We start from the raw sequence: 19,047 nt of genomic DNA on the forward strand, positions 1-19,047 counted from the left end.
CGCCTTTATTTTTTTATAAAATCATTCTACTTTTGCGCAGTCTTATTTTAAAACTGCAATAATTTGAATTTTGACTTTATTATCCAGTTTATATTTAATAAGCGCTGGAATTGGAATGTTAAAATCACTTGCATTTATTTCAAAATCAGATATAAGGGTGATTCTGGAACCCGATCTTGTAATTTTTGCATCGGCACTTATATCCTTGGATTTTCCATGTACTTCTAATTTTCCTTTTATGATATAATCTTTATAATCTTCAGTTAGATTTTTAATGTCGAATCCTTCTATTTGCCCTCTAAAAATAGCTTTTGGATATTTATCGGTTTCCATGTAATTTTCATTAAAATGTTCTTCCATCAATGCCATTTCAAATTCAAATCCTTTCATTAAAGCCAGACTTGCTACTTCTCCAGTTGCGGGATTCAAAACAAAAGTTACATTGCTGTTAGTCCCTGCAACCGGCTGAAAAGAAGGTACTGAAGCTTCCAGAGTTATTGTTGCAGATTTGGTTACTATTTTTTCTTGTGAAAAAACAATAAAAGAAGCCAATAGCATTGGCATTATTATGATTTTCTTCATGTTCTTGTTATAGATTATTTTTCTAATAATCCATCCTGATTCCATTTATTTATAATGTCAATAGTCGCTTGAGGCAATCTTGGGCCACCCTGTGGCATTAAGGAGCTATCTCCATTTTCTAAAGAAATTCGTGTAAGCAATCCTCGATTTAAAACTGCATTTTTAACCTGTTCATAAGTAACTAAAGACATCGGCGCTCCATTTTTAGGAACTGCCGCATGGCATACAACACAGTTATTATCAATAATAGATTTTACATTTTGGTTGTATGTTGCCAAACCATTAATTGGTGTAGAGTCAATTAAAGTACTTGGATCATCGTTGGCACAACTTACAAAAATTGAAGCTAATGATGAGATGGCCAGAAGGGTTTTTAAATTCATAAGATTGGTTTTTAGTTATAAATAAATGCATGATTTTTTTAAGGATCATCAGGCATTTCAAAATTATATACGTTGAAAAGAATAATACAGATTTGGCAAGAGGCATATTTAATGATTTAAATCCAATAGGTATTTTTTAACGTAGATAATTTGAAATACTAAAAACCAGTTATGAGAAAAAAAATACTAATTACAATTTTCCTTTTTATAATAATCGGAATTTCAGCGTACCTCTACATCTACAAAGGGCATAGAAATATAGAATCAGAAACTGCCGATTATGCCCTAACGGTTAACGAACTGGAAAGAGAGTTTACTTCAAACGACAGTCTGGCTTACATCAAATATCAGGACAAAACAATTGAACTATCTGCAAGAGTAACAAGTATTGATAAAGCCAGTAATGGAATTGTTATGAGCGAAAAAGTATTTGTGACATTCAAAAACCGTTTGCCGCAAAATATTATATCTGGAAAAACCCTAAAAATTAAAGGGCGTTTTTTAGGATATGACGAATTGCTCCAGGAATTTAAAATAGACCAATCTTCAGTTGTACACTAATACAAATAACAATTTAAAACTAACCTCATGAAAAACTTTATTCTATTATTTTTTATATTTCCGCTGTTAACCTTCTCCCAAACCGATTTATTGTCTGGAGTAGAAACTCCTTCTGCAAAAGAAAAAGTGACATCTGCATTCAAAGCCTTAAAAATCGTTAATCTCGAATCTACAAAATTGGCCGCAAAAGGCGATTTGTATTTTGTTGTTGCACACCGATTCGGCTCTATTAAAGATGGTTTTGAAGGTTTTTATGGACTCGATAATGCCAATACGCAGATTAAATTTATTTACGGTGTAACAAATGGACTTAATGTAAGTGCAGCCCGAAGTGAATTTGCTTATGACTTTGCAACAAAATATATGCTGTTTCCTCAAATAAAAGACGGTTTCCCTGTTACTATCGCCGGATTTAATAGTTTGTCTATTAATAACACATTAAAAGAAAGTCTGTATCCGAAACTTCAATTTAAAGACAGGCTTACTTATGTTGCGCAGCTGCTGATTTCCAGAAAATTTTCTGAAAAGCTGTCTTTAGAAATTGTGCCGTCATTCTTTCATCAAAATTTTGTTGAAGACGTAGACCAAAGCAATACTCAATATGCCGTGGGGTTTGGAGGTAGATATAAATTCGCTAAACGCTGGTCTTTAAATATGGATTATGCGGCGCATTTAAACAGAGCACCAAATTCTCTTTATAAAAATCCGCTGTCTATAGGTTTTGATTTAGAAACCGGCGGGCATGTTTTTCAAATGCATTTTACCAGCTCTCAAGCAATTGATGAAGCTGGATATCTTGGAAGAACAACAGGAGACTGGACAAAAGGAGATATATTTTTTGGATTTAATCTTGCCAGAGTTTTCTAGTATCTGCTTTATAATTAAATTATTAGGTAATTTCTGTATTTAAAATGATTCTAAATTGATCGATTTGCAACTATTTCTAAAACCGCAGCTCTGAAGTACACGTAGATAATTTTAAAACCATAAAAAATTATGAAGACTAATAAAATAATCAAAAAAGGACTTTTAATTCTGAGCGGAATATTTGTACTGTTTGTCGCGATTTTGCTTTTTCACATTATAACGGCCAAACCGCCCGTTTATGACACCCCAAATCTTCAGGTAAGCAGAATCGATTTTAAATCAGATATTGATTCTCTGCAGGCCAGAAAAATCTGTGCCGACCTGAGAAGCATAAAAGGCCTGACATCAGACTCTATCATCGTTAAAAGAAATGTTGTGGTGTACTTCCACAATAATAAAATTACAAACTCTGAGAAAGTTTTCAACGAGTTGATGGCTAAAGGACGTTATGATGCCCAGCGTTATATTTTACCAGCCAATTTAGCAAACAAAGAAGTCTGCCCCATGAATCAAAATAGTTTGAGCTATAGACTGTCTCAAAAGATAAATCGTTTTTTTAATTAACCCTTTAATACCTTTAAATTTATGAAAATTTATTCAAAACTTACACTTAGTGTATTACTTGCTGCATCTGCAGCTATGATTTCCTGCAGCAGTAATGACGACGAAACCCCAGCACCTCCTGTAAAGGCATCAATCTATGAACGCTTAGGCGGGACTAAAATGGTTGCCGATCCGGATAATTCAGGTCAGATGATCGAGCAGGGACGTTTGAGTTTCCGAAAAGTCGTAAATTCAGCTATAGGATTAATTGTTGCTGACGTTCAATCGAATGCTGCAGGAAACCTGCAGGCACATTTTGCCCCTTTGTTGGCAGAAACTGGAACTACCCAGTCTACTAATATTGCTAAATTATCAGATAATCTGACTGATTTCTTTTCATTTAACACGGGAGGCACCAATGCTGTAAATACATATTCTGGTTTGAACATGGTTGCTGCTCATGATCCTGCAAAAAATCCTCGTATGGGAACAAAATCCAGCAGTGCGGATTATACAAAATTCGAAGGGTATGTAGGGGCTGCTGCCAATGCAAACGGTGTTGCTTCAAATACAGAGCTTTATACTGATATCGTTGCTGTATTGGAATCATTGAGAACTCCTATAGTTCAAAAATAATTTTCTTCTCAAAACGCTGCCTTATTAAGGCAGCGTTTTATATTTCATTACTATTTGCAGTGCCGGACTCTTAATATTATACAATCAGTATATAAGTATTTTGAAACTCTGATTTCTTGTATAATGGCATGAATTATATAAAATTGCCAATTTGAATCCATTTATTCCACAGCGATATATTAAATCCTTCTGGCGTTGTTATATATAAATTAGTTAGTAATATTTTTTTGAACTTTTTAAGCAGATCATAAATATGGAAAATTTTAATATGTCCAGATCCACTACTTTTTACGCATTAGGGTTAAGCTATAAGAAAGCAGATGCAGCAATTAGAGGAAAATTTAGTTTAGATACTAAAGCGCAATCTGATTTATTGATGCAGGCCAAAGCGGAAGGTATAGAATCATTAATAGTTACTTCTACCTGCAATAGAACTGAAATTTATGGTTTTGCCCATCATCCTTATGAGCTCATCAAACTGCTTTGCGAAAATAGCAATGGATCTGTAGAAGAATTTCGGCAGGCTGCTTATATATATAAGAATGAAGAAGCTGTCAGCCACATGTTTCGGGTAGGAACAGGTTTAGACAGTCAGATTCTGGGTGATTTTGAAATCATCAGCCAGATTAAAACCGCCTTTAACAATAGTAAACGGGAAGGTTTGGTCAATACATTTCTGGACCGGTTGGTAAATACAGTTATTCAGGCGAGCAAAAAAGTTAAAACGGAGACGAAAATTTCTTCTGGTGCAACTTCAGTTTCTTTTGCATCAGTGCAGTATATTATCCGAAATGTGGCGGATATTGGAAACAAAAATATTTTGTTATTCGGAACGGGGAAAATAGGAAGAAATACGTGCGAAAACTTAGTAAAACATACTAAAAACAGCCATATTGCCCTTATAAACAGAACAAAAAACAAAGCCGAATTACTGGCTGGCAAGCTGAATGTTATTGTAAAAGATTATGCTGATTTAAAACAGGAACTGCAGCAGGCCGATGTGCTGGTTGTAGCTACAGGAGCACAAAATCCGACTATTGACAAAACATTGCTTGCTTTACAGAAACCCTTATTGATCTTGGATTTATCCATCCCTCGCAATGTAGATACCAATGTAGAAGAAATCCCCGGTGTAACTTTGATACATCTGGATGATTTATCTCAAATTACTGATGACACGCTGGAAAAGAGAAAACAGCATATTCCTGCTGCAGAAGCCATTATTGATGATCTGAAATTAGAACTGAATACCTGGGTGAACGGCCGAAAATGTGCTCCGACTATTCATGCCTTAAAATCCAAGCTAAATGATATTGTATCAGCAGAATTTGCTTTTCAAAAAAAGAAAACAACCCATTTTGATGATGCACAGATGGATTTAATCAGTTCAAGGATTATTCAAAAATTAACAAACCATTTTGCATCCCACTTAAAAAATGAAAATACTTCAGTAGATCAAAGTATTGAATTTATTGAAAAAGTATTTCAGATAGGACAGCTTGCACCGAATAAGGCTTCTTCACCAATAGAAAAAAAATACAAAATCAATCTGTCATAAATGCTTAATCAGCTTCATTTTCAGATCTATAGCAAAGTTCTGAAACAAGCGATACAAAAATAGAACCCGTCAGCTGCGCTGTACGCTGCGACGGGCTTGTCCATAAACATAATCTTCCAAAAAATGTTTACTTAATTCTGCATGGGAGTAATCAATTCCTCATTTGGTAAAGTTAGACTAATTAATTTGGTGATAATTACATGATTATTAATTAATTTTATCGTTACCTTGTTTACTATAAATAATATGAGATCATTGATCCATATTATAAAAAAGGCAGGCCGGCGTGCCAGCTTGAGTAGTAAACTAATTTTCTGCCCCAGCTGAGCAATAATTGATAATAAGATAATGAGAGTGGAAAATTCAATAAATGATAAATAGTTAACGATTTAATGGGTTTTCATTATTTCAATTAAATAGAAATTTAAATAAAAAGAGTATGGGTCTATTCTATTTTTGGCGTTCGAATCCTGTTAACTTTTAACTTACGCTAAGTTTCAATTTATCTTATTTTTCAAGTGAATTTGGAAGATTACTATTTGAAATTGTTGGTCAAAAACAGTTTATAAACATCCTCGAGGGTTAAACGCTAAAAAACGTTAAGCTTAAATTTTTTAATTAAATAAAGTATCAGTCGAAAGTATCTAATTATTGAAAGAATGCTTTAAAATTCTACTTTGGCTACACAAATTTAAACTATTATCATGAGAAACTATTCAAATCAAAATTTGACGATGATTTTAGATTTTTTTACTATGGCTAAGGGGTTTGGTTAAAGTTCCGCCAGAGTGCAGTATTGAATCCCAAAAAGTGCATATTGAATAGTATCAATATGCGCTTTTTAGTTAGGACTTTTTATGGAATTAGACTTTTCCTAAAGTATAAAGCTGCTCCATTGTAGGTGTAAGGCTTCCCCCTGCAGGTTCCAGCGTGATGCCAAAAGCTTCAGCTGAATCGGTTTGGCTTACAGCGAAGATTTTTTGAGAGTTTTCTTCAAAATTATCCAGCAGACCAATACTTGTCGGTGTAAGCACCGGACTTAGTTTTAAAGACCAAACCTGGTAAACCATTCCTTTTGGAGGGTTTGGCAGACCTGCCGCGTCGATATAAGTCGTTTTTGTTTCTTTGTTCCAGTACACTTTTGCAAATGATGCCGGAGATACTGATTGTCCGCCCAGAGTAACGCTTGTATTTTTAATGTCTCTCACAATGCTCAGATTTTTCTCAGTCTGTTTATTCTGCTGGTCTAAAAAAGCATATTCTCTTTCAATTTTATTTTTTTCGCCTCCAGCCTCAGAGACTGCCTGTTTGGATTTTGTCAATTCTAAAGTCTGATATCCAAAACCTAGCAATAATAATACTGCAGCCGCCCAGCCGAAGTATTGCGGCAGGTTTGATGCTGGTTTTATATCGACAACTTTAGTATGTTTAAGCTCTAAACGCGCTTTTATTTTCTCGAAATTGGCAACCGAATGGAAAGGTGAGAAGCTTGATGATAAGGCTGAAACAGCTTTTTCTATAGCAATGATTTCACTTTCAACCTCAGGGTTTTTTCTGGCCAGTTCGGCAATTTCCAGGTTCTCTTTTTCTGTCAGCAGGCCGTAAACGTAAAGTTCTAAAATGCCTGATTCAATATATTCCTTATCTTCCATTATATCTTTAAATAATTTCTTAAATCGTTGATACAGTTTCTGTTTTGTGTTTTGATAGTGCCCAGCGGCATGGCAAGCTCTTCCGATGCTTCCTGCTGGGTATATCCTTTAAAGAATAGCAGATCAATAATCTCGATACATTTTGGTTTCAGTTTTTTTACGAATTCCTGAATTCCTATAGAATCAATTCTGTTTGTGAGCTTGTTGCTATCATCTAATAGATTTACGAAATTATCCGAGGAAAGGTTTTTTTGCGTGTTGTTGAAATTTTTGGATCGCAGCTTGTCAATAGATGTATTTCTTGCAATATTAAGGATCCAGGTGTAGAACCGGCCCTTGCTTTCGCTGTATGTATCGATGTTCTTCCAGATTTTTACAAAGACTTCCTGCAGGACATCTTCGGCTTCTTCCCGGTTTTTCACCAGAATATTTATGACCGAAAATAAGCTTTTTGAGTACATATCGTAGAGATGGGTGAAAGCTCTTTCATCTTTTTTACGGATTAATACCAATAATTCTTCTTGGCTCATAGGATTGGATTTAAAGCTTAAATAAATTTTAATTTCTTATAAAGTGGTAATGCCGGATAAAGGTAATTTATTTTTTACGTAAATAGTCTAAAAGCAGAAATAAAGGGTATCACTTTCAAAATGCCAATTTTCGAGGGGTAAGCTGTGAGGATGTTCTTCTCTTGCACCGTTGCTTTTTCTATTTCCATAAACAGGAATAAGTCAATTTTTAACCTCTGTCGAGCGGCAATTATTAATATCATTTATTAGAACTTAAGATTCAACTAATGATTGAGATGATGAATAATTTTCTAAATGAGATTGGCCTTACTGGAAGTAGAAGATGTCTTTATATTTTTTAGTATTTCGGTTTGGATGCCCCGCTAGGCACTGAAAAAAAATATTTGATTTCACAAATGATTTTAAATAAGATATTTCTTTCATGATTTATTAGAAGCAGACAGCCAACATTACCTTTTTGTGGCAAAAAGGAAGCATACCCAGTTTAGTTAGTTGAATTTAGAGTTATCCGCCTTGCAGTACATCTTTATTGTATTTGTTCCGATATTCTAATGGCGACAGCCCTGTAATTTTCCTAAACACTTCCCGGAAGGCTTTAAGGTCTGAATAACCCACCTCGTACATAATTTCATTAATAGTCCTGCGGCTTGTTTCGAAAGATTTTTTTGCAGCTTCTACTTTTATCCTTTGCAGATATTCTGTTGGCGTATTACCAGTAGCTTTTATAAAGCGACGGTCAAAGTTGCGCCTGCCAATGGCAAGACTGGCGGCCAGATGTTCAATTGAGATCTTTTCTTCCGGTTTGCTTTCCATATATACCTGTGCTTTTTTAACCAGTTCATCGCTATGTGTTTTTTGTCCCTCGAAAATAATAAAAGTTGACTGATTTTGCCTGCCTATATCAATCTGGAAAACCTTGGAACAAAAAATGGCAGTTTGTCTGTCGTAATATTTCTCCACCAGATAAAGGATAAGGTTTAGGAAAGAATAAGCTCCGCCATTGGTATAAATTCCCTTTTCATCTGTGATCAGTTGATCGGTTTGTAGATTGACTTTAGGATAGCGCTTCTTTAACTCATTTGCAGCCGACCAATGGGTAGAACAACTCTTACCGTCCAGTAATCCTGATGCTGCCAAAAGGTAAGCTCCGGTACATATACTGGCAATGCTGGCACCATACCGATATTGTTTCCCTAACCAATCTATCAATTGGCCATTAACTTTAACAGCCTGCTGATAATTATGGTTTAACGATGGTATAATAACAAGGTCGGTTTTGCTGATTTCTGCTATATTTTTGTGCGGTCTAGCAGTAAACAACCCGCCATAGAACTCGACTTCGCTTGAAATCCCTGCCAGTTCAATGTTAAATATTTCTTTTTTTCCGATTTCTTTCTGATAGTTGTTGGCACGCGTAAAAATTTTATAAGAGCCAACAATGCTGCTCAGGTTATTTTCGCCGTCAGGAACAAGTATGGTTAAGTTTTTCATAAATACTGCTTTGCGTAAAGATAAAACTTTATACTGTCCAAATCAACCCATTATGTTGTCTGAATAACACCCTTTAAAAACGTAATTTGGACAGTACATTTGTTATTCAATGTTCCTATAAAAAACTAAATATTTAATTTATGAAAAACACAGTTACCTTTTTTATACTGGCTTTTATCAGCCTTAGCGGTTATAAATGTAATGCCCAGCAAATAAATGCTAATCGAATAAAAGCGACAACTATGACAACAACACCTGTTAAAACTGAAAAAAATCTTCTTACAGCTAAGGAAAGGGATTATGCTGTTCAATTTTTAAAAGAAACCGAATCAGGGGTTTTTGATGCAGTAAAAAGCCTGAACGGGGAACAATCAACATTTAAGCCTGCTGCCGGGAAATGGAGTGTGGAAGATTGTGTTAAACATATTGCTGCTGCAGAAAAAGTACTTTGGGCGATGATCGAAGAATCATTAAAGCAGCCAGTAAACCCCGAAAAAAGACAAGGAATTAAATTTACAGATCAGGAATTAATCAAGGCCGTGGAAGATCGCTCGCAAAAATCAAAAACATTCGAGGCTTTAGAACCGGCAAATTCGAATCATAAAACAATGGCTGAGGCGCTTGCTTCTTTTAAAGAGAACCGCGAAAAATTGATCACTTTTGTTAAAAGCACAAGAGGAGACTTACGAAACCATGTAGCTGTGCTTCCTATCGGCACCTATGATGCGTATCAATTCATACTGCTCATTTCGGCCCATAGTAATAGGCATACGCAGCAAATTGAGGAGATAAAATCTAATATTGATTTTCCAAAGAAATAATAATACTGAAACCAAGCCAGATTAAATTAGGATTGACACCTTGTCTGGTGATGATTTAAATTTACAATTTAATTGTTTTATGGGGTTAATTTACGATACTTTGTTCCTATGTAATCCAGAAAGTCGGGTTCAATTCCCTGCTGGCGAATCAGCGTTTGAATTTGTGCCCTGTGATGAATCGAATGATAATTTAACTGTAAGGCAATATCTTTAGGGCTTGCTGCCCATTTGGTATTGTCAAATCCAATGAATGTGACTTCATCACTTAATTCTTCATCAGTCTTCGATGCGATATATTTCAGCCATAAATCAAGACTTTGATTCCATTGTTTTTCTAAATCATCAAAGCAATAAAGAGGATCCCACCAAGACATTTCTGCTGCTTTTGGATCATGTAAGATTCTTGCCATCCATTTATATTGAGAATTTATTAAGTGGCTAAAAAGTTTAACCGCGCCGGTTTTATCGGATAACTGCAGGATTTTCAAAAGAAGTTTTTTGTTGGCAGTATCATTATAGATAAAGGTATCTATCAAATATTTCTTCATACTCATAATCAGATTTTTTAATTAGGAAAAAAATTAAATCTAAACCTTATTGCTATATTCTTTCGGATTAATATTGTTAAATATTTTATTGAGCTAATATAAAACTAAAAATTAGAATAATTATAAAATGAATTGCCCAGCCTAAATATTTGCAGAGACAGTTTTGAAAAGCTAAATTTGTATTTATGGCAAAACTTATAAACCTTAAGATATTTTCTCATTTCTTCCGTTCTTCAGCAGCAGGAGGCATTATATTGTTAATCTGTGTAATGATATCGCTTTTTATCGCTAATTCCGGGTGGTCGGAAGGTTTTAAGGAAATCCTTAATTTAGAACTCGGATTCAATACAAATACGGTACATCTTCGTTATCCTGTTTTACTTTGGATTAATGACGGGCTTATGGCGATCTTTTTTCTTCTTGTAGGATTGGAAATAAAAAGGGAAATAATTGAAGGGGAGCTCTCTTCATTTTCCCAGGCTTCCCTGCCGGTTTTAGCGGCAATAGGGGGAGTAGCCGTTCCGGCTTTGATTTATGCTTTTTTCAATGGTGGAGATTCACTGACTGCTAAAGGCTGGGGGATTCCTATGGCCACAGACATTGCATTCGCACTGGGGATTTTGTCCCTTTTGGGAAATAAAGTCCCTTCAGGGCTTAAAATATTTTTAGCTGCCCTGGCTATTGTCGATGATCTTATTGCTATTTTGGTAATTGCTATATTTTATTCCTCAGAATTGAATTTTGTCTATTTAGGATATGCAGGGGCACTTTTTGTGTTACTGATTATTTTTAATCGGACGGGGATTAAAAATCTGCTTTTTTACCTGGTTCCTGGGGTTGTTATCTGGTATTTTATTCATCACTCGGGCATTCATGCCACTATTGCCGGTGTACTGGTAGCCATTACGCTGCCCACTAATGAAGAAGATACCGATTCGCCGCTTGAAAAATTAGAACATGCCCTCACGCGTCCGGTCAATTTTATCATTATGCCTGTCTTTGCCCTTGTCAATACCAATATTACTTTTGAATCCACTATGGTAGAGGGACTTTTCAGTAATCTGGGGCTGGGTATTATCCTTGGATTGTTTTTAGGAAAGCCAATTGGAATCTTTGCGATGTCATGGTTATCGGTAAAATTAAAAATTGCCCAGCTTCCCGAATCAACTACATGGACGCACGTCTTGGGCCTTGGGTTATTGGGTGGAATCGGTTTTACGATGTCCATCTTTATTGCCTTGCTCTCGTTTGGAGACCTGCTGCATCAAAATGAAGCCAAATTCGCCATATTAATCGCCTCTACAATAGCGGGTATTTCCGGATTTTGTATTTTGAGTCTGTACAATAAAAAGCAAAAAAAGACTTTTCAGGAGCACTAAGGCTTCCTGAAAAGTTCCACATCTTTAACGGATAATCTCTCATTAAGCCATTTTTGTAATTTTTCATTTTCAGCCTTATTAAGGTCTTTGGGGGCATCATAGATGACAGCAGTTATGGCAGTGGTGCTGTCCTTCTGATTGATTAATGTGCTTTTGGTTATGGAGAGTGAACTTATAGCGGGAAATAACACCCTGGTCTCTTTTAAAATCTGACGGCTGTCAAATTTGTTTTTGGTCAGTTCTTTTTCCAGCTGCATGATCCTCACATCTTTAAGGTTCATTTCGTTTTCACTGCTTTTGATCTGGTTCAGTATATCTCCTTTTAGGGCATTGAAACGATCGGTGCTGTCCTGTCGAATCTGTAACTGGGTGCCTGCAAGGTATTTGTTGCGGTTCAGCCTGTTGGTAAGATCTTTTATTTCTAAAGCGGAGAAACGCTTTGATAGGAAAGCCAGTTCTAGTTTTTTGCTTTTAGAGTTAAAATCAGTTTTTTTATAAACTACAGTATACCCTTTATTGCTGAATTCGCTTTCGATAAAAAGATTTACATTTTTTTTAAACTGCTGCTCCCTGTAGAGCGAGTAGGCAAGATAACTGCTGGGCACCAGCATAATGGTAATTAAAAAAGCGATGGTATACTTTACGCGTTTTTGATGTTTTTCATCGACCTGTTTAACAGCTGGATAGTTAAGGTATTTAATAATTAAAAACGTTGCGATCCCTATAAAGACGCAGTTAATGCAGTAGAGATAAAAGGCGCCAAGGAAAAAGGTCCACTGCGCGGTAGCGATACCGTAACCAGCCGTACATAATGGTGGCATAAGCGCCGTTGCAATGGCAACCCCGGGAATGGGATTTCCTTTTTCGGACCTTGTGACGGCAATAACCCCCACAACACCCCCAAAAAAAGCAATAAGGATATCATAAATATTAGGGGAGGTCCTGGCCAGAAGTTCAGACTGCACATCCTTGAAAGGGCTAAGGTAGAAATATAACGTTGAAACCACCAGGCTGACCACTGTTGCAATAAGCAGGTTATTGAGGGATTTTTTAAGCAGTGAAAAGTCGTAAATGCCCAGTGCAAACCCGGCACCTACAATGGGTCCCATAAGAGGGGATATCAGCATGGCCCCAATGATAACAGCCGTTGAGTTTACATTCAGTCCAACCGAAGCCACAATAATGGCGCAGGCCAGAATCCAAAGGTTAGCCCCTTTGAAGGTTATGTTTTTCTTTACGGCCTCTAAGGTTTTTGCCCTGTCATCTTCTCCGTCCCGAAGGTTGAGTAAATCTGTAATTTTTCTCATCATCTATAAAATTAGTAGCTAAATACCTTTTTTTGGCATGTATAGCTAAGATAAGACTAATTTTAATAATTATTAGGCTTATTGCGTAAATGACAACAGATGGAAATTGGTGTAAATTTAGCTGTATTAACGCAAAATTTTATTCAAAAATCATGGATTTAAGCCTGTTTCTGTAGGACTCCAGTACATCTGATTTGGTTATAAAGCCGTAATATTTGCCATTTTTCAGCACTGGCAGAAAGACCTTATTGCTTTTTTCAAATTTATTCATGACTGTTTCCATGCTGTCAAAGAGGTGGACTGTCTGGATGGGCTGCACCATAATATCCCCGACAATGATATTTTTGGTTTTAAGGTTATCGAAAATAACTTCCCGTATATCATTAAAATAAACCAGTCCCTGAAGATCATTCTCCTTGTTTATAACCCCGAAAATAACCTGGTCTGAATGTGCCAGAAGATCGGCAACATTTTCAAGGTTCTGATTGGTTTCTACAGTGAGGTAATCTTTTTTGACAAGATCCTCGATTTCCAGTGTGCAGAGGATATTGGTATCCTTGTTACTGGTAAAAACATTTCCTTTTCTGGCCAGATTCTTTACATCCAGGGAGTGTTTTTCAAAACGTTTGGAAACAGCAAAACTCACAGAGGCAACTATCATAAGGGGAATCATCAGGTCATATCCTCCGGTGATCTCCGCAATAAGGAAAATAGCGGTAAGGGGCGCGTGAAATAACCCGCTCAGGATTCCGGCCATACCAACAAGAGTGAAATTGCTGACCGGTAAATCAGTAAGGCCTGTCAGATTTAAAAATTTTGAAAAGAAATAGCCTGCATAAGAGCCCAGAAACAGGGAAGGGGCAAAATTACCGCCATTACCGCCGCTTCCCAGGGTAATACCCGAAGCAAAGGCCTTGAGCAGCATTGATAAACCAACAAAAACCAGTAAAACCCAATGATCACCGGCATAATCTGCAAAGAGCGTATTTTCCAGCAGTTTTCCAGGATCTTTATCTGCCAGGGTTTTAATGCTTTCATACCCTTCTCCAAAAAGGGTCGGAAATATAAAAATCATAAGCCCCAGAATAGTGGCGCCAATGAGCGCTTTTTTATAAATACCAAATTTTAAATGGGCAAAATAATGTTCGGTCTTCAAAAAATTTCTAGCATAGAAAACTGCAATAAAACCCGTAAAAAGTCCCATCAATACGTAAAAAGGAATATTGTGATAATCGAAGGTTTGTTTTTGTCTAAAAGTCAATAATATATCATCATTTAATACTATTGTAGAAACCAGTGTACCTGTAGCCGCTGCGATCATAATAGGAGTGAAGGCCGAAATGGTTACATCAACCAGCAGTACTTCAATAGCAAATAGGACCCCTGCAATTGGTGCATTAAAAGCTGCTGCTATACCGGCTGCCACTCCGCAGCCAATTAATAAAGTACGTTCCTGATAACTTAATTTGAACTGCTGGGCAAAGTTGGAACCAAAAGCAGCTCCGGTTATCACAATAGGACTTTCCAGCCCCGCGGACCCTCCAAGTCCCACGGTTAGAGAGCTTGTGATAATCTGCGCGTACATTTGCTTTTTAGGAATAATGCTGGCTTTTCTCGCTACAATATATAAAATTTGCGAAGTACCTTTTTCAAGAGTACCTCCCAGTACTCTTTTGACAACAAAAACAGTTAAAAGAATTCCGATAATAGGTAAGATACTATTGATAAAACTCAGTTTTAAAGTACCATTTATATATGTTGCAAAGGAATAAACCCAGTGGGCAAAAGCTTTTAGAAAAATAACGGCAAAGGCAGAAGTAATTCCAATTAACACACTTGAGAGAAAAATAAATTGTTTTCTGGTAATTTTTTCCTGCCCCTGAATTAAGAGCTGTTTTACTTTTAGAAGCTGTTTTTTGAGCATTTCTTGAAATTATATTCTATAAATGCAAAGTTACTTCCCCAATGAGGTCTTTGAAAAAATTAAACGTTAATGTAATGCTAATTTTAAAGGCAACTTTTACTGCCTGGCATAATTTGATTATCGCAACTGGTATTTAGAATTTTCGCCGCTACATTAAGTTCTATATAAGCAAGCATGCAGATGATGGCTATTTCAAGTAAAAAATATGTCAAACCAAGAGCTGTAAGCTCATCATGATGAATAAATAAAAAGGCAGAGGTTAACATACAATAAAATAAATTGGCAAAGCTTATTATTTTTATATAAAGCTTCCATTTTCTTTTTAGAAATAAAAAGCAGACTGCTGAATATAGCCAAAAACAAGCCGCTGTTGACCAAAGTATAGTTAGTGTATTTTTAGGCATGCCAAAATACTCTGTAAGATTTCGCAATACCACAAAAAGTAATAAGGCAGTAAGAAAAGCTCCTATGCTGTCAATTAAAAAAAGTGTCTTAGGTTTTTTTACTAATTGATTAGTCAATCCTTTGATAATTCTATTCATTTTCAATTGTAATTCAGAACTAATATAAGCTTTTTTTTTACTTGTGAGGTTTTCTTGTTTTATCAATAATAAATATTTATTTAATATTTACCACAAAAAAATAGCAGTTAGTTTTTGAATTTTGATAATAACAATTGCAAAATGGTTGCAGTAGAACAGGGAACTGCTAGCAAGGTTTCTGTCAGATAAAATCTTCGCTAATAAAGGCATCATCAAAAATTGTGAAAAAAAAATGAGTACACACTTTTGATGACTTTTATGAATGGCGGAGATTGCAATCGTATAAGTTAAGAATTGCTATTTGACGTCTCAATTATAGAAATGAAATCAGCTATATTAATTTTATACGGATAAGGAAAGGAACAATAAGTGAATAGGTAAAGCACTATTAAGGATAAAATTTTGTTATGTTAAAGCTAAAAGAAATTTATGAACAGTGAATTCAAAAGCATACGCGAACTTATATTGCATTATATAGATATTAGCGACCTTGAATGGGAGCAGTGTAAATCTATGTTTAATCTTAAGCGCATTAAAAAAAAAGAAATAATTCTTTCTCAAGGAGAAATCTGCCGCGAAATATATTTTGTAGTAAAAGGTATAATGCGGATCTATTTTATTGATGAAAATACTGATGAAAAAACATTTCATTTTTCACTGGAAAATACTTTTGCTACAGATTATCAGAGTTTTTTAAAAGAGACTTCTGCAGACTTTTATATTCAGGCACTTGAAAATACGACAGTAATAGTGATTACTTTTGAGATGCTGCATTTTTTATATAAGAATCTTCGATATGGAGAAAAGTTAGGGAGACTTATTGCAGAGGATTATTTTTTTTTGATGAATTATAAAATTAAAGGATTTTATACACAGACTCCCATACAGCGTTATAACAGTATGAATATTACCTATCCAAAAATACTCATCCGTGTACCTCAACACTATATTGCATCCTATCTTAACATTAGCCCTGTTCACTTAAGCCGTCTCAAACAAGGTATTGAGTGATAATTGGATCAAAATATAAACAAATGTTATTGCTGTAACTTTTTTAAGAATTTAATTTTACAAGATTGTAAAATGAATAAGGATTCAACATTTTGTCATTATGGATAATGATAAGCTGTATATGATATTGGTGCATTATTTGAATATTGTCGGGAAGAATTAAAAGAGATATAGTACTATGGAAATGTTAATAGGCGTGAAGATTAAAAGTATTAGGGAATTAAAAAATTACACTCAGGAGTATACAGCGTATCGGCTGGGAATAACACAGGCAGGGTATAGCAAGATTGAAAAAGGAACAACAGCATTGAGCCTGGAGAAACTTCAGCAGCTTGCAGTTATCTTCGAGCTGTCTGTAGAAAATATAATCAATTTTGAGATTCAGAGATATTTTAGTGAAGAAAAACATAGTAAAAAGTACGATACTGTAAAGGGCCAGAATAACTTTCATTTAATTGCAAAACTATATGAAGATAAGATTATGCTTTTAGAAAAACTCCTTGGCAAAACAGATCAGGAGCTTAAATATTATAAAGAAAAATGCAGCACTTTATAGTCTTCCATCTTAGGACAAGTGTGATAATAAGGAAAGCCGGCGGGAAACATAACAGTATCCTAATGAATCAAAGGGTATTTCAGAGATTGCTGCGGCTTTGAAATAATTAAATTATTGATTTGGATTTAACTATTTAAAAAAAGGAAAGTTACTAAAACATTGATTTGTTGGGAATTATTTGTAAATTAGGATCTGTTTCATGGAAAGGGTTCATTGTACTTAAATTAAGTCATGAACCCTTTTTTTATGAATCTAAATCATTGCAGCCATTTTAAAACCGATCTGTAAAATAGACTGATTGAATAGCTTTTATGGATTATATTTTAAAATATGACGTATTGGCTGCCCTTTGAAGATAAAAAAAGAGGCTCCCCAAAGCCTCTTTTAAATTAATGTTTACCATTTCCTTTTCCCTTGCCATTTCCATTTCCATTATGGTTTCCATTATCATGGTGGCTTTTATCTTTATTGTTTCCTTTTCCCGGCTTTTGTCCTATTGTTTTTTGAGGTTTTCCTTTATAGCCCTTTGCATATTTTACTTTATGGGATTTAAAGCTGTCGTAAGGCCTGTCTCCTCTGTAATCAGTCAGTACTACTTTATATTCATTATAAAGATCATAGTTTCGATAGGCAGAGGGAAGTGATCTGGTTCGAACCCATTTTCCGTTATTGAGATAAACATAATTGGACGTGCTTACATCGTAATAGGTTTCAAGATCCGGCAGATAATAATAACGGGCATCCGTATAACCGGCAGGTCCCCAGGCAGGAGGTGTTCCTATGTTTACATTTACTGATACCTGAGCCTGAGCGTAACCAAATGAAAGGAATAATACCCCGATCAAAAAATATTTTAAAGTTTTCATGATTTTACTTTTTAATTCATTATTACATTTGGATAAAAACAATAAACATGCCGTAAATTCATATCCATTACACTTGTTTGATTATGTGTTATTTATACTTAATGTTGATACTAATAATATCAGAAGTCATATTGGTAGTTCGTGTATAATGCCCATAACGAATCTCCAGCGTATTCCAATGCTTTAGGCCAAAAATTCCATTAAGGGGCGTGAATTTCATTCCCATTCCAAAGAAACTGCTGTCGAACTTGGATAGATCATAGTTGCTGGTATAGAATTCATCACCTGCAGTATGCTGGCCGTAAGGTTTGAAATACTTGGTTCCGCTCTGGGTGTAATACCTGTAAAATGGGCTTAATGAAAAAGCCTGAGTTAATTTTACCGGAATTTCAAGATCGGCCGTATGTGCTTTAAGGCTCCAGTCATCGGTGTAATATCTGTAATAGGCGCGGATAATTATATTGTCCCCCAAGAAATAACTGGCCCTTATTCCCAATGGGATTTTAAGCCTTGTATCGGGCATTTTTTCCTGATGGACAGAGCCGTCAGCAAAATAAACCCTGTGAAAAGGAAGACTTAAATAGCCATTCTGGCTGATGAAGTCCCCTACGAGCATTAGCTGCAGGTTTTTGTTTACAACCTGGGAGTAACTCAAAGTTCCTGCAAAAGTATTCCTGTTCGCACTGCCATAACCCTCGCTTGTTGTGCCTCGAAGCTCAACGGGCTCAATTAATTTCAGCTGATCAATAAAAGTCTGGAATTTGGCCGTGAATTCCCCGTTTCTGTCTTTTGTTTTCTGCGAGAAGCTGATGTTTGCTCCAAAAGACTGGTAATCAAATTCCGTTGATGATGAAACGCCGATTCCAAGCGTTCTTCCTTTTTCTTCATTTTCCCTGAGGTAGGTCAAAGAAGGGTAGAAGCGGTTGTCTGAAGAGGAAGCAGATGAATTGGCGCTCAGGTCAATCATATCTGATGAAGCAGAGGTATAATGGTCAATACCGGCTTCAATATCAAAGGTATGCTTGATTCCGGTCTGGCCGTATTTTACCAGTTTAACATCAATGGTATTGGCAATATCAGTTAGATGCTCAGAACCGATTCCGCCCGTAACGGCTGAATTGTTTCCGTCTTGTTTATAATAGCTCGAAACCAGATTAACTTCTTCCAATTTTAATTTTTTGCTTTTATAACTGGTAGAATCGACCGGGACATTCTGCGCCTTTGCCTGAAATAATGCCAATAATGCAAATCCCGTAATGAATATTCTTTTCATTTTTTGATCGTATGAAA

General features: G+C 35.7%; 20 protein-coding genes. 9 read left to right on the forward strand and 11 right to left on the reverse strand.

The features are described 5' to 3' along the window. Nucleotides 1-42: 42 nt before the first annotated feature. Together ACE01P_RS10930 and ACE01P_RS10935 are read right to left on the reverse strand one after the other, a co-directional pair. Entirely contained in the window at nt 43-582 is a 540-nt protein-coding gene (locus ACE01P_RS10930; protein ID WP_379697394.1) for a YceI family protein, read from the reverse strand. 14 nt (nt 583-596) lie between these two features. Beyond that, nucleotides 597-965 carry a hypothetical protein gene (locus tag ACE01P_RS10935; RefSeq protein WP_184160480.1) on the reverse strand — a complete coding sequence of 123 codons (369 nt, stop codon included), beginning with the start codon at nt 963-965 and terminating at the stop codon, nt 597-599. Between the two features lie 171 nt (nt 966-1,136). Between ACE01P_RS10935 and ACE01P_RS10940 the strand changes: the two genes are divergently transcribed. The 5 genes from ACE01P_RS10940 to hemA all read left to right on the forward strand — a co-directional run bounded on the left by ACE01P_RS10940 (nt 1,137) and on the right by hemA (nt 5,130). Continuing rightward, nucleotides 1,137-1,526: a hypothetical protein gene (locus ACE01P_RS10940; RefSeq protein WP_379697396.1), complete on the forward strand. Its 390-nt coding sequence runs from the start codon at nt 1,137-1,139 to the stop codon at nt 1,524-1,526. Between the two features lie 27 nt (nt 1,527-1,553). Then, nucleotides 1,554-2,393, forward strand: coding sequence for a DUF5777 family beta-barrel protein (locus ACE01P_RS10945; protein WP_379697399.1), 840 nt, complete (start codon nt 1,554-1,556; stop codon nt 2,391-2,393). Nucleotides 2,394-2,522: 129 nt separating this feature from the next. Continuing rightward, the gene (locus ACE01P_RS10950; RefSeq protein ID WP_142452370.1) at nt 2,523-2,957 is read left to right on the forward strand and encodes a hypothetical protein; all 435 of its coding nucleotides are present in this window, start codon (nt 2,523-2,525) and stop codon (nt 2,955-2,957) included. 21 nt (nt 2,958-2,978) lie between these two features. Beyond that, complete coding sequence (locus tag ACE01P_RS10955; protein ID WP_142452369.1) at nt 2,979-3,572, forward strand: hypothetical protein; 594 nt, start codon at nt 2,979-2,981, stop codon at nt 3,570-3,572. Between the two features lie 253 nt (nt 3,573-3,825). Continuing rightward, complete coding sequence (gene hemA, locus ACE01P_RS10960; RefSeq protein WP_379697401.1) at nt 3,826-5,130, forward strand: glutamyl-tRNA reductase; 1,305 nt, start codon at nt 3,826-3,828, stop codon at nt 5,128-5,130. An 863-nt stretch (nt 5,131-5,993) separates the two neighbouring features. Here the strand turns inward: hemA and ACE01P_RS10965 are convergent. From ACE01P_RS10965 to ACE01P_RS10975, 3 genes are all read right to left on the reverse strand, one after another. Beyond that, complete coding sequence (locus ACE01P_RS10965) at nt 5,994-6,782, reverse strand: anti-sigma factor domain-containing protein (protein ID WP_243234836.1); 789 nt, start codon at nt 6,780-6,782, stop codon at nt 5,994-5,996. After that, entirely contained in the window at nt 6,782-7,312 is a 531-nt protein-coding gene (locus ACE01P_RS10970) for an RNA polymerase sigma factor (RefSeq protein WP_243234835.1), read from the reverse strand. Before ACE01P_RS10970 ends, ACE01P_RS10965 begins: the two co-directional genes overlap by 1 nt. Nucleotides 7,313-7,816: 504 nt before the next feature. After that, nucleotides 7,817-8,803 (reverse strand): GlxA family transcriptional regulator, encoded by a 987-nt coding sequence (locus tag ACE01P_RS10975; RefSeq protein ID WP_379697405.1) that lies wholly within the window; start codon nt 8,801-8,803, stop codon nt 7,817-7,819. A 140-nt stretch (nt 8,804-8,943) separates the two neighbouring features. Here ACE01P_RS10975 and ACE01P_RS10980 point away from each other — a divergent pair, with 140 nt between their 5' ends. After that, entirely contained in the window at nt 8,944-9,624 is a 681-nt protein-coding gene (locus tag ACE01P_RS10980; protein WP_379697408.1) for a DinB family protein, read from the forward strand. A gap of 77 nt (nt 9,625-9,701) precedes the next feature. Here the strand turns inward: ACE01P_RS10980 and ACE01P_RS10985 are convergent, their stop codons facing one another. Continuing rightward, nucleotides 9,702-10,178, reverse strand: a complete 477-nt coding sequence (locus tag ACE01P_RS10985; protein ID WP_379697409.1) for a DinB family protein — start codon at nt 10,176-10,178, stop codon at nt 9,702-9,704. A 179-nt stretch (nt 10,179-10,357) separates the two neighbouring features. Between ACE01P_RS10985 and nhaA the strand changes: the two genes are divergently transcribed. Then, nucleotides 10,358-11,551: a Na+/H+ antiporter NhaA gene (nhaA, locus tag ACE01P_RS10990; RefSeq protein WP_379697412.1), complete on the forward strand. Its 1,194-nt coding sequence runs from the start codon at nt 10,358-10,360 to the stop codon at nt 11,549-11,551. Here the strand turns inward: nhaA and ACE01P_RS10995 are convergent. The 3 genes from ACE01P_RS10995 to ACE01P_RS11005 all read right to left on the reverse strand — a co-directional run bounded on the left by ACE01P_RS10995 (nt 11,548) and on the right by ACE01P_RS11005 (nt 15,390). Continuing rightward, nucleotides 11,548-12,858 carry a DUF389 domain-containing protein gene (locus ACE01P_RS10995; protein WP_379697414.1) on the reverse strand — a complete coding sequence of 437 codons (1,311 nt, stop codon included), beginning with the start codon at nt 12,856-12,858 and terminating at the stop codon, nt 11,548-11,550. The two genes, nhaA and ACE01P_RS10995, sit on opposite strands and share 4 nt — an antisense overlap. 139 nt (nt 12,859-12,997) lie before the next feature. Continuing rightward, the gene (locus tag ACE01P_RS11000; RefSeq protein ID WP_379697416.1) at nt 12,998-14,782 is read right to left on the reverse strand and encodes a chloride channel protein; all 1,785 of its coding nucleotides are present in this window, start codon (nt 14,780-14,782) and stop codon (nt 12,998-13,000) included. Nucleotides 14,783-14,865: 83 nt separating this feature from the next. Next, nucleotides 14,866-15,390: a hypothetical protein gene (locus ACE01P_RS11005; RefSeq protein WP_379697419.1), complete on the reverse strand. Its 525-nt coding sequence runs from the start codon at nt 15,388-15,390 to the stop codon at nt 14,866-14,868. 363 nt (nt 15,391-15,753) lie between these two features. Here ACE01P_RS11005 and ACE01P_RS11010 point away from each other — a divergent pair, with 363 nt between their 5' ends. Further along, nucleotides 15,754-16,335: a Crp/Fnr family transcriptional regulator gene (locus ACE01P_RS11010; RefSeq protein ID WP_379697422.1), complete on the forward strand. Its 582-nt coding sequence runs from the start codon at nt 15,754-15,756 to the stop codon at nt 16,333-16,335. Between the two features lie 178 nt (nt 16,336-16,513). Beyond that, nucleotides 16,514-16,891 (forward strand): helix-turn-helix transcriptional regulator, encoded by a 378-nt coding sequence (locus tag ACE01P_RS11015; protein WP_379697425.1) that lies wholly within the window; start codon nt 16,514-16,516, stop codon nt 16,889-16,891. Between the two features lie 389 nt (nt 16,892-17,280). Here the strand turns inward: ACE01P_RS11015 and ACE01P_RS11020 are convergent, their stop codons facing one another. Together ACE01P_RS11020 and ACE01P_RS11025 are read right to left on the reverse strand one after the other, a co-directional pair. Next, nucleotides 17,281-17,757: a hypothetical protein gene (locus tag ACE01P_RS11020; protein ID WP_379697428.1), complete on the reverse strand. Its 477-nt coding sequence runs from the start codon at nt 17,755-17,757 to the stop codon at nt 17,281-17,283. 88 nt (nt 17,758-17,845) lie between these two features. Next, nucleotides 17,846-19,030, reverse strand: a complete 1,185-nt coding sequence (locus tag ACE01P_RS11025) for a DUF3570 domain-containing protein (RefSeq protein WP_379697431.1) — start codon at nt 19,028-19,030, stop codon at nt 17,846-17,848. Between the last annotated feature and the right edge of the window lie 17 nt (nt 19,031-19,047).

The organism is Flavobacterium sp. HJSW_4, from assembly GCF_042436695.1.
Classification (GTDB): Bacteria; Bacteroidota; Bacteroidia; order Flavobacteriales; family Flavobacteriaceae; genus Flavobacterium.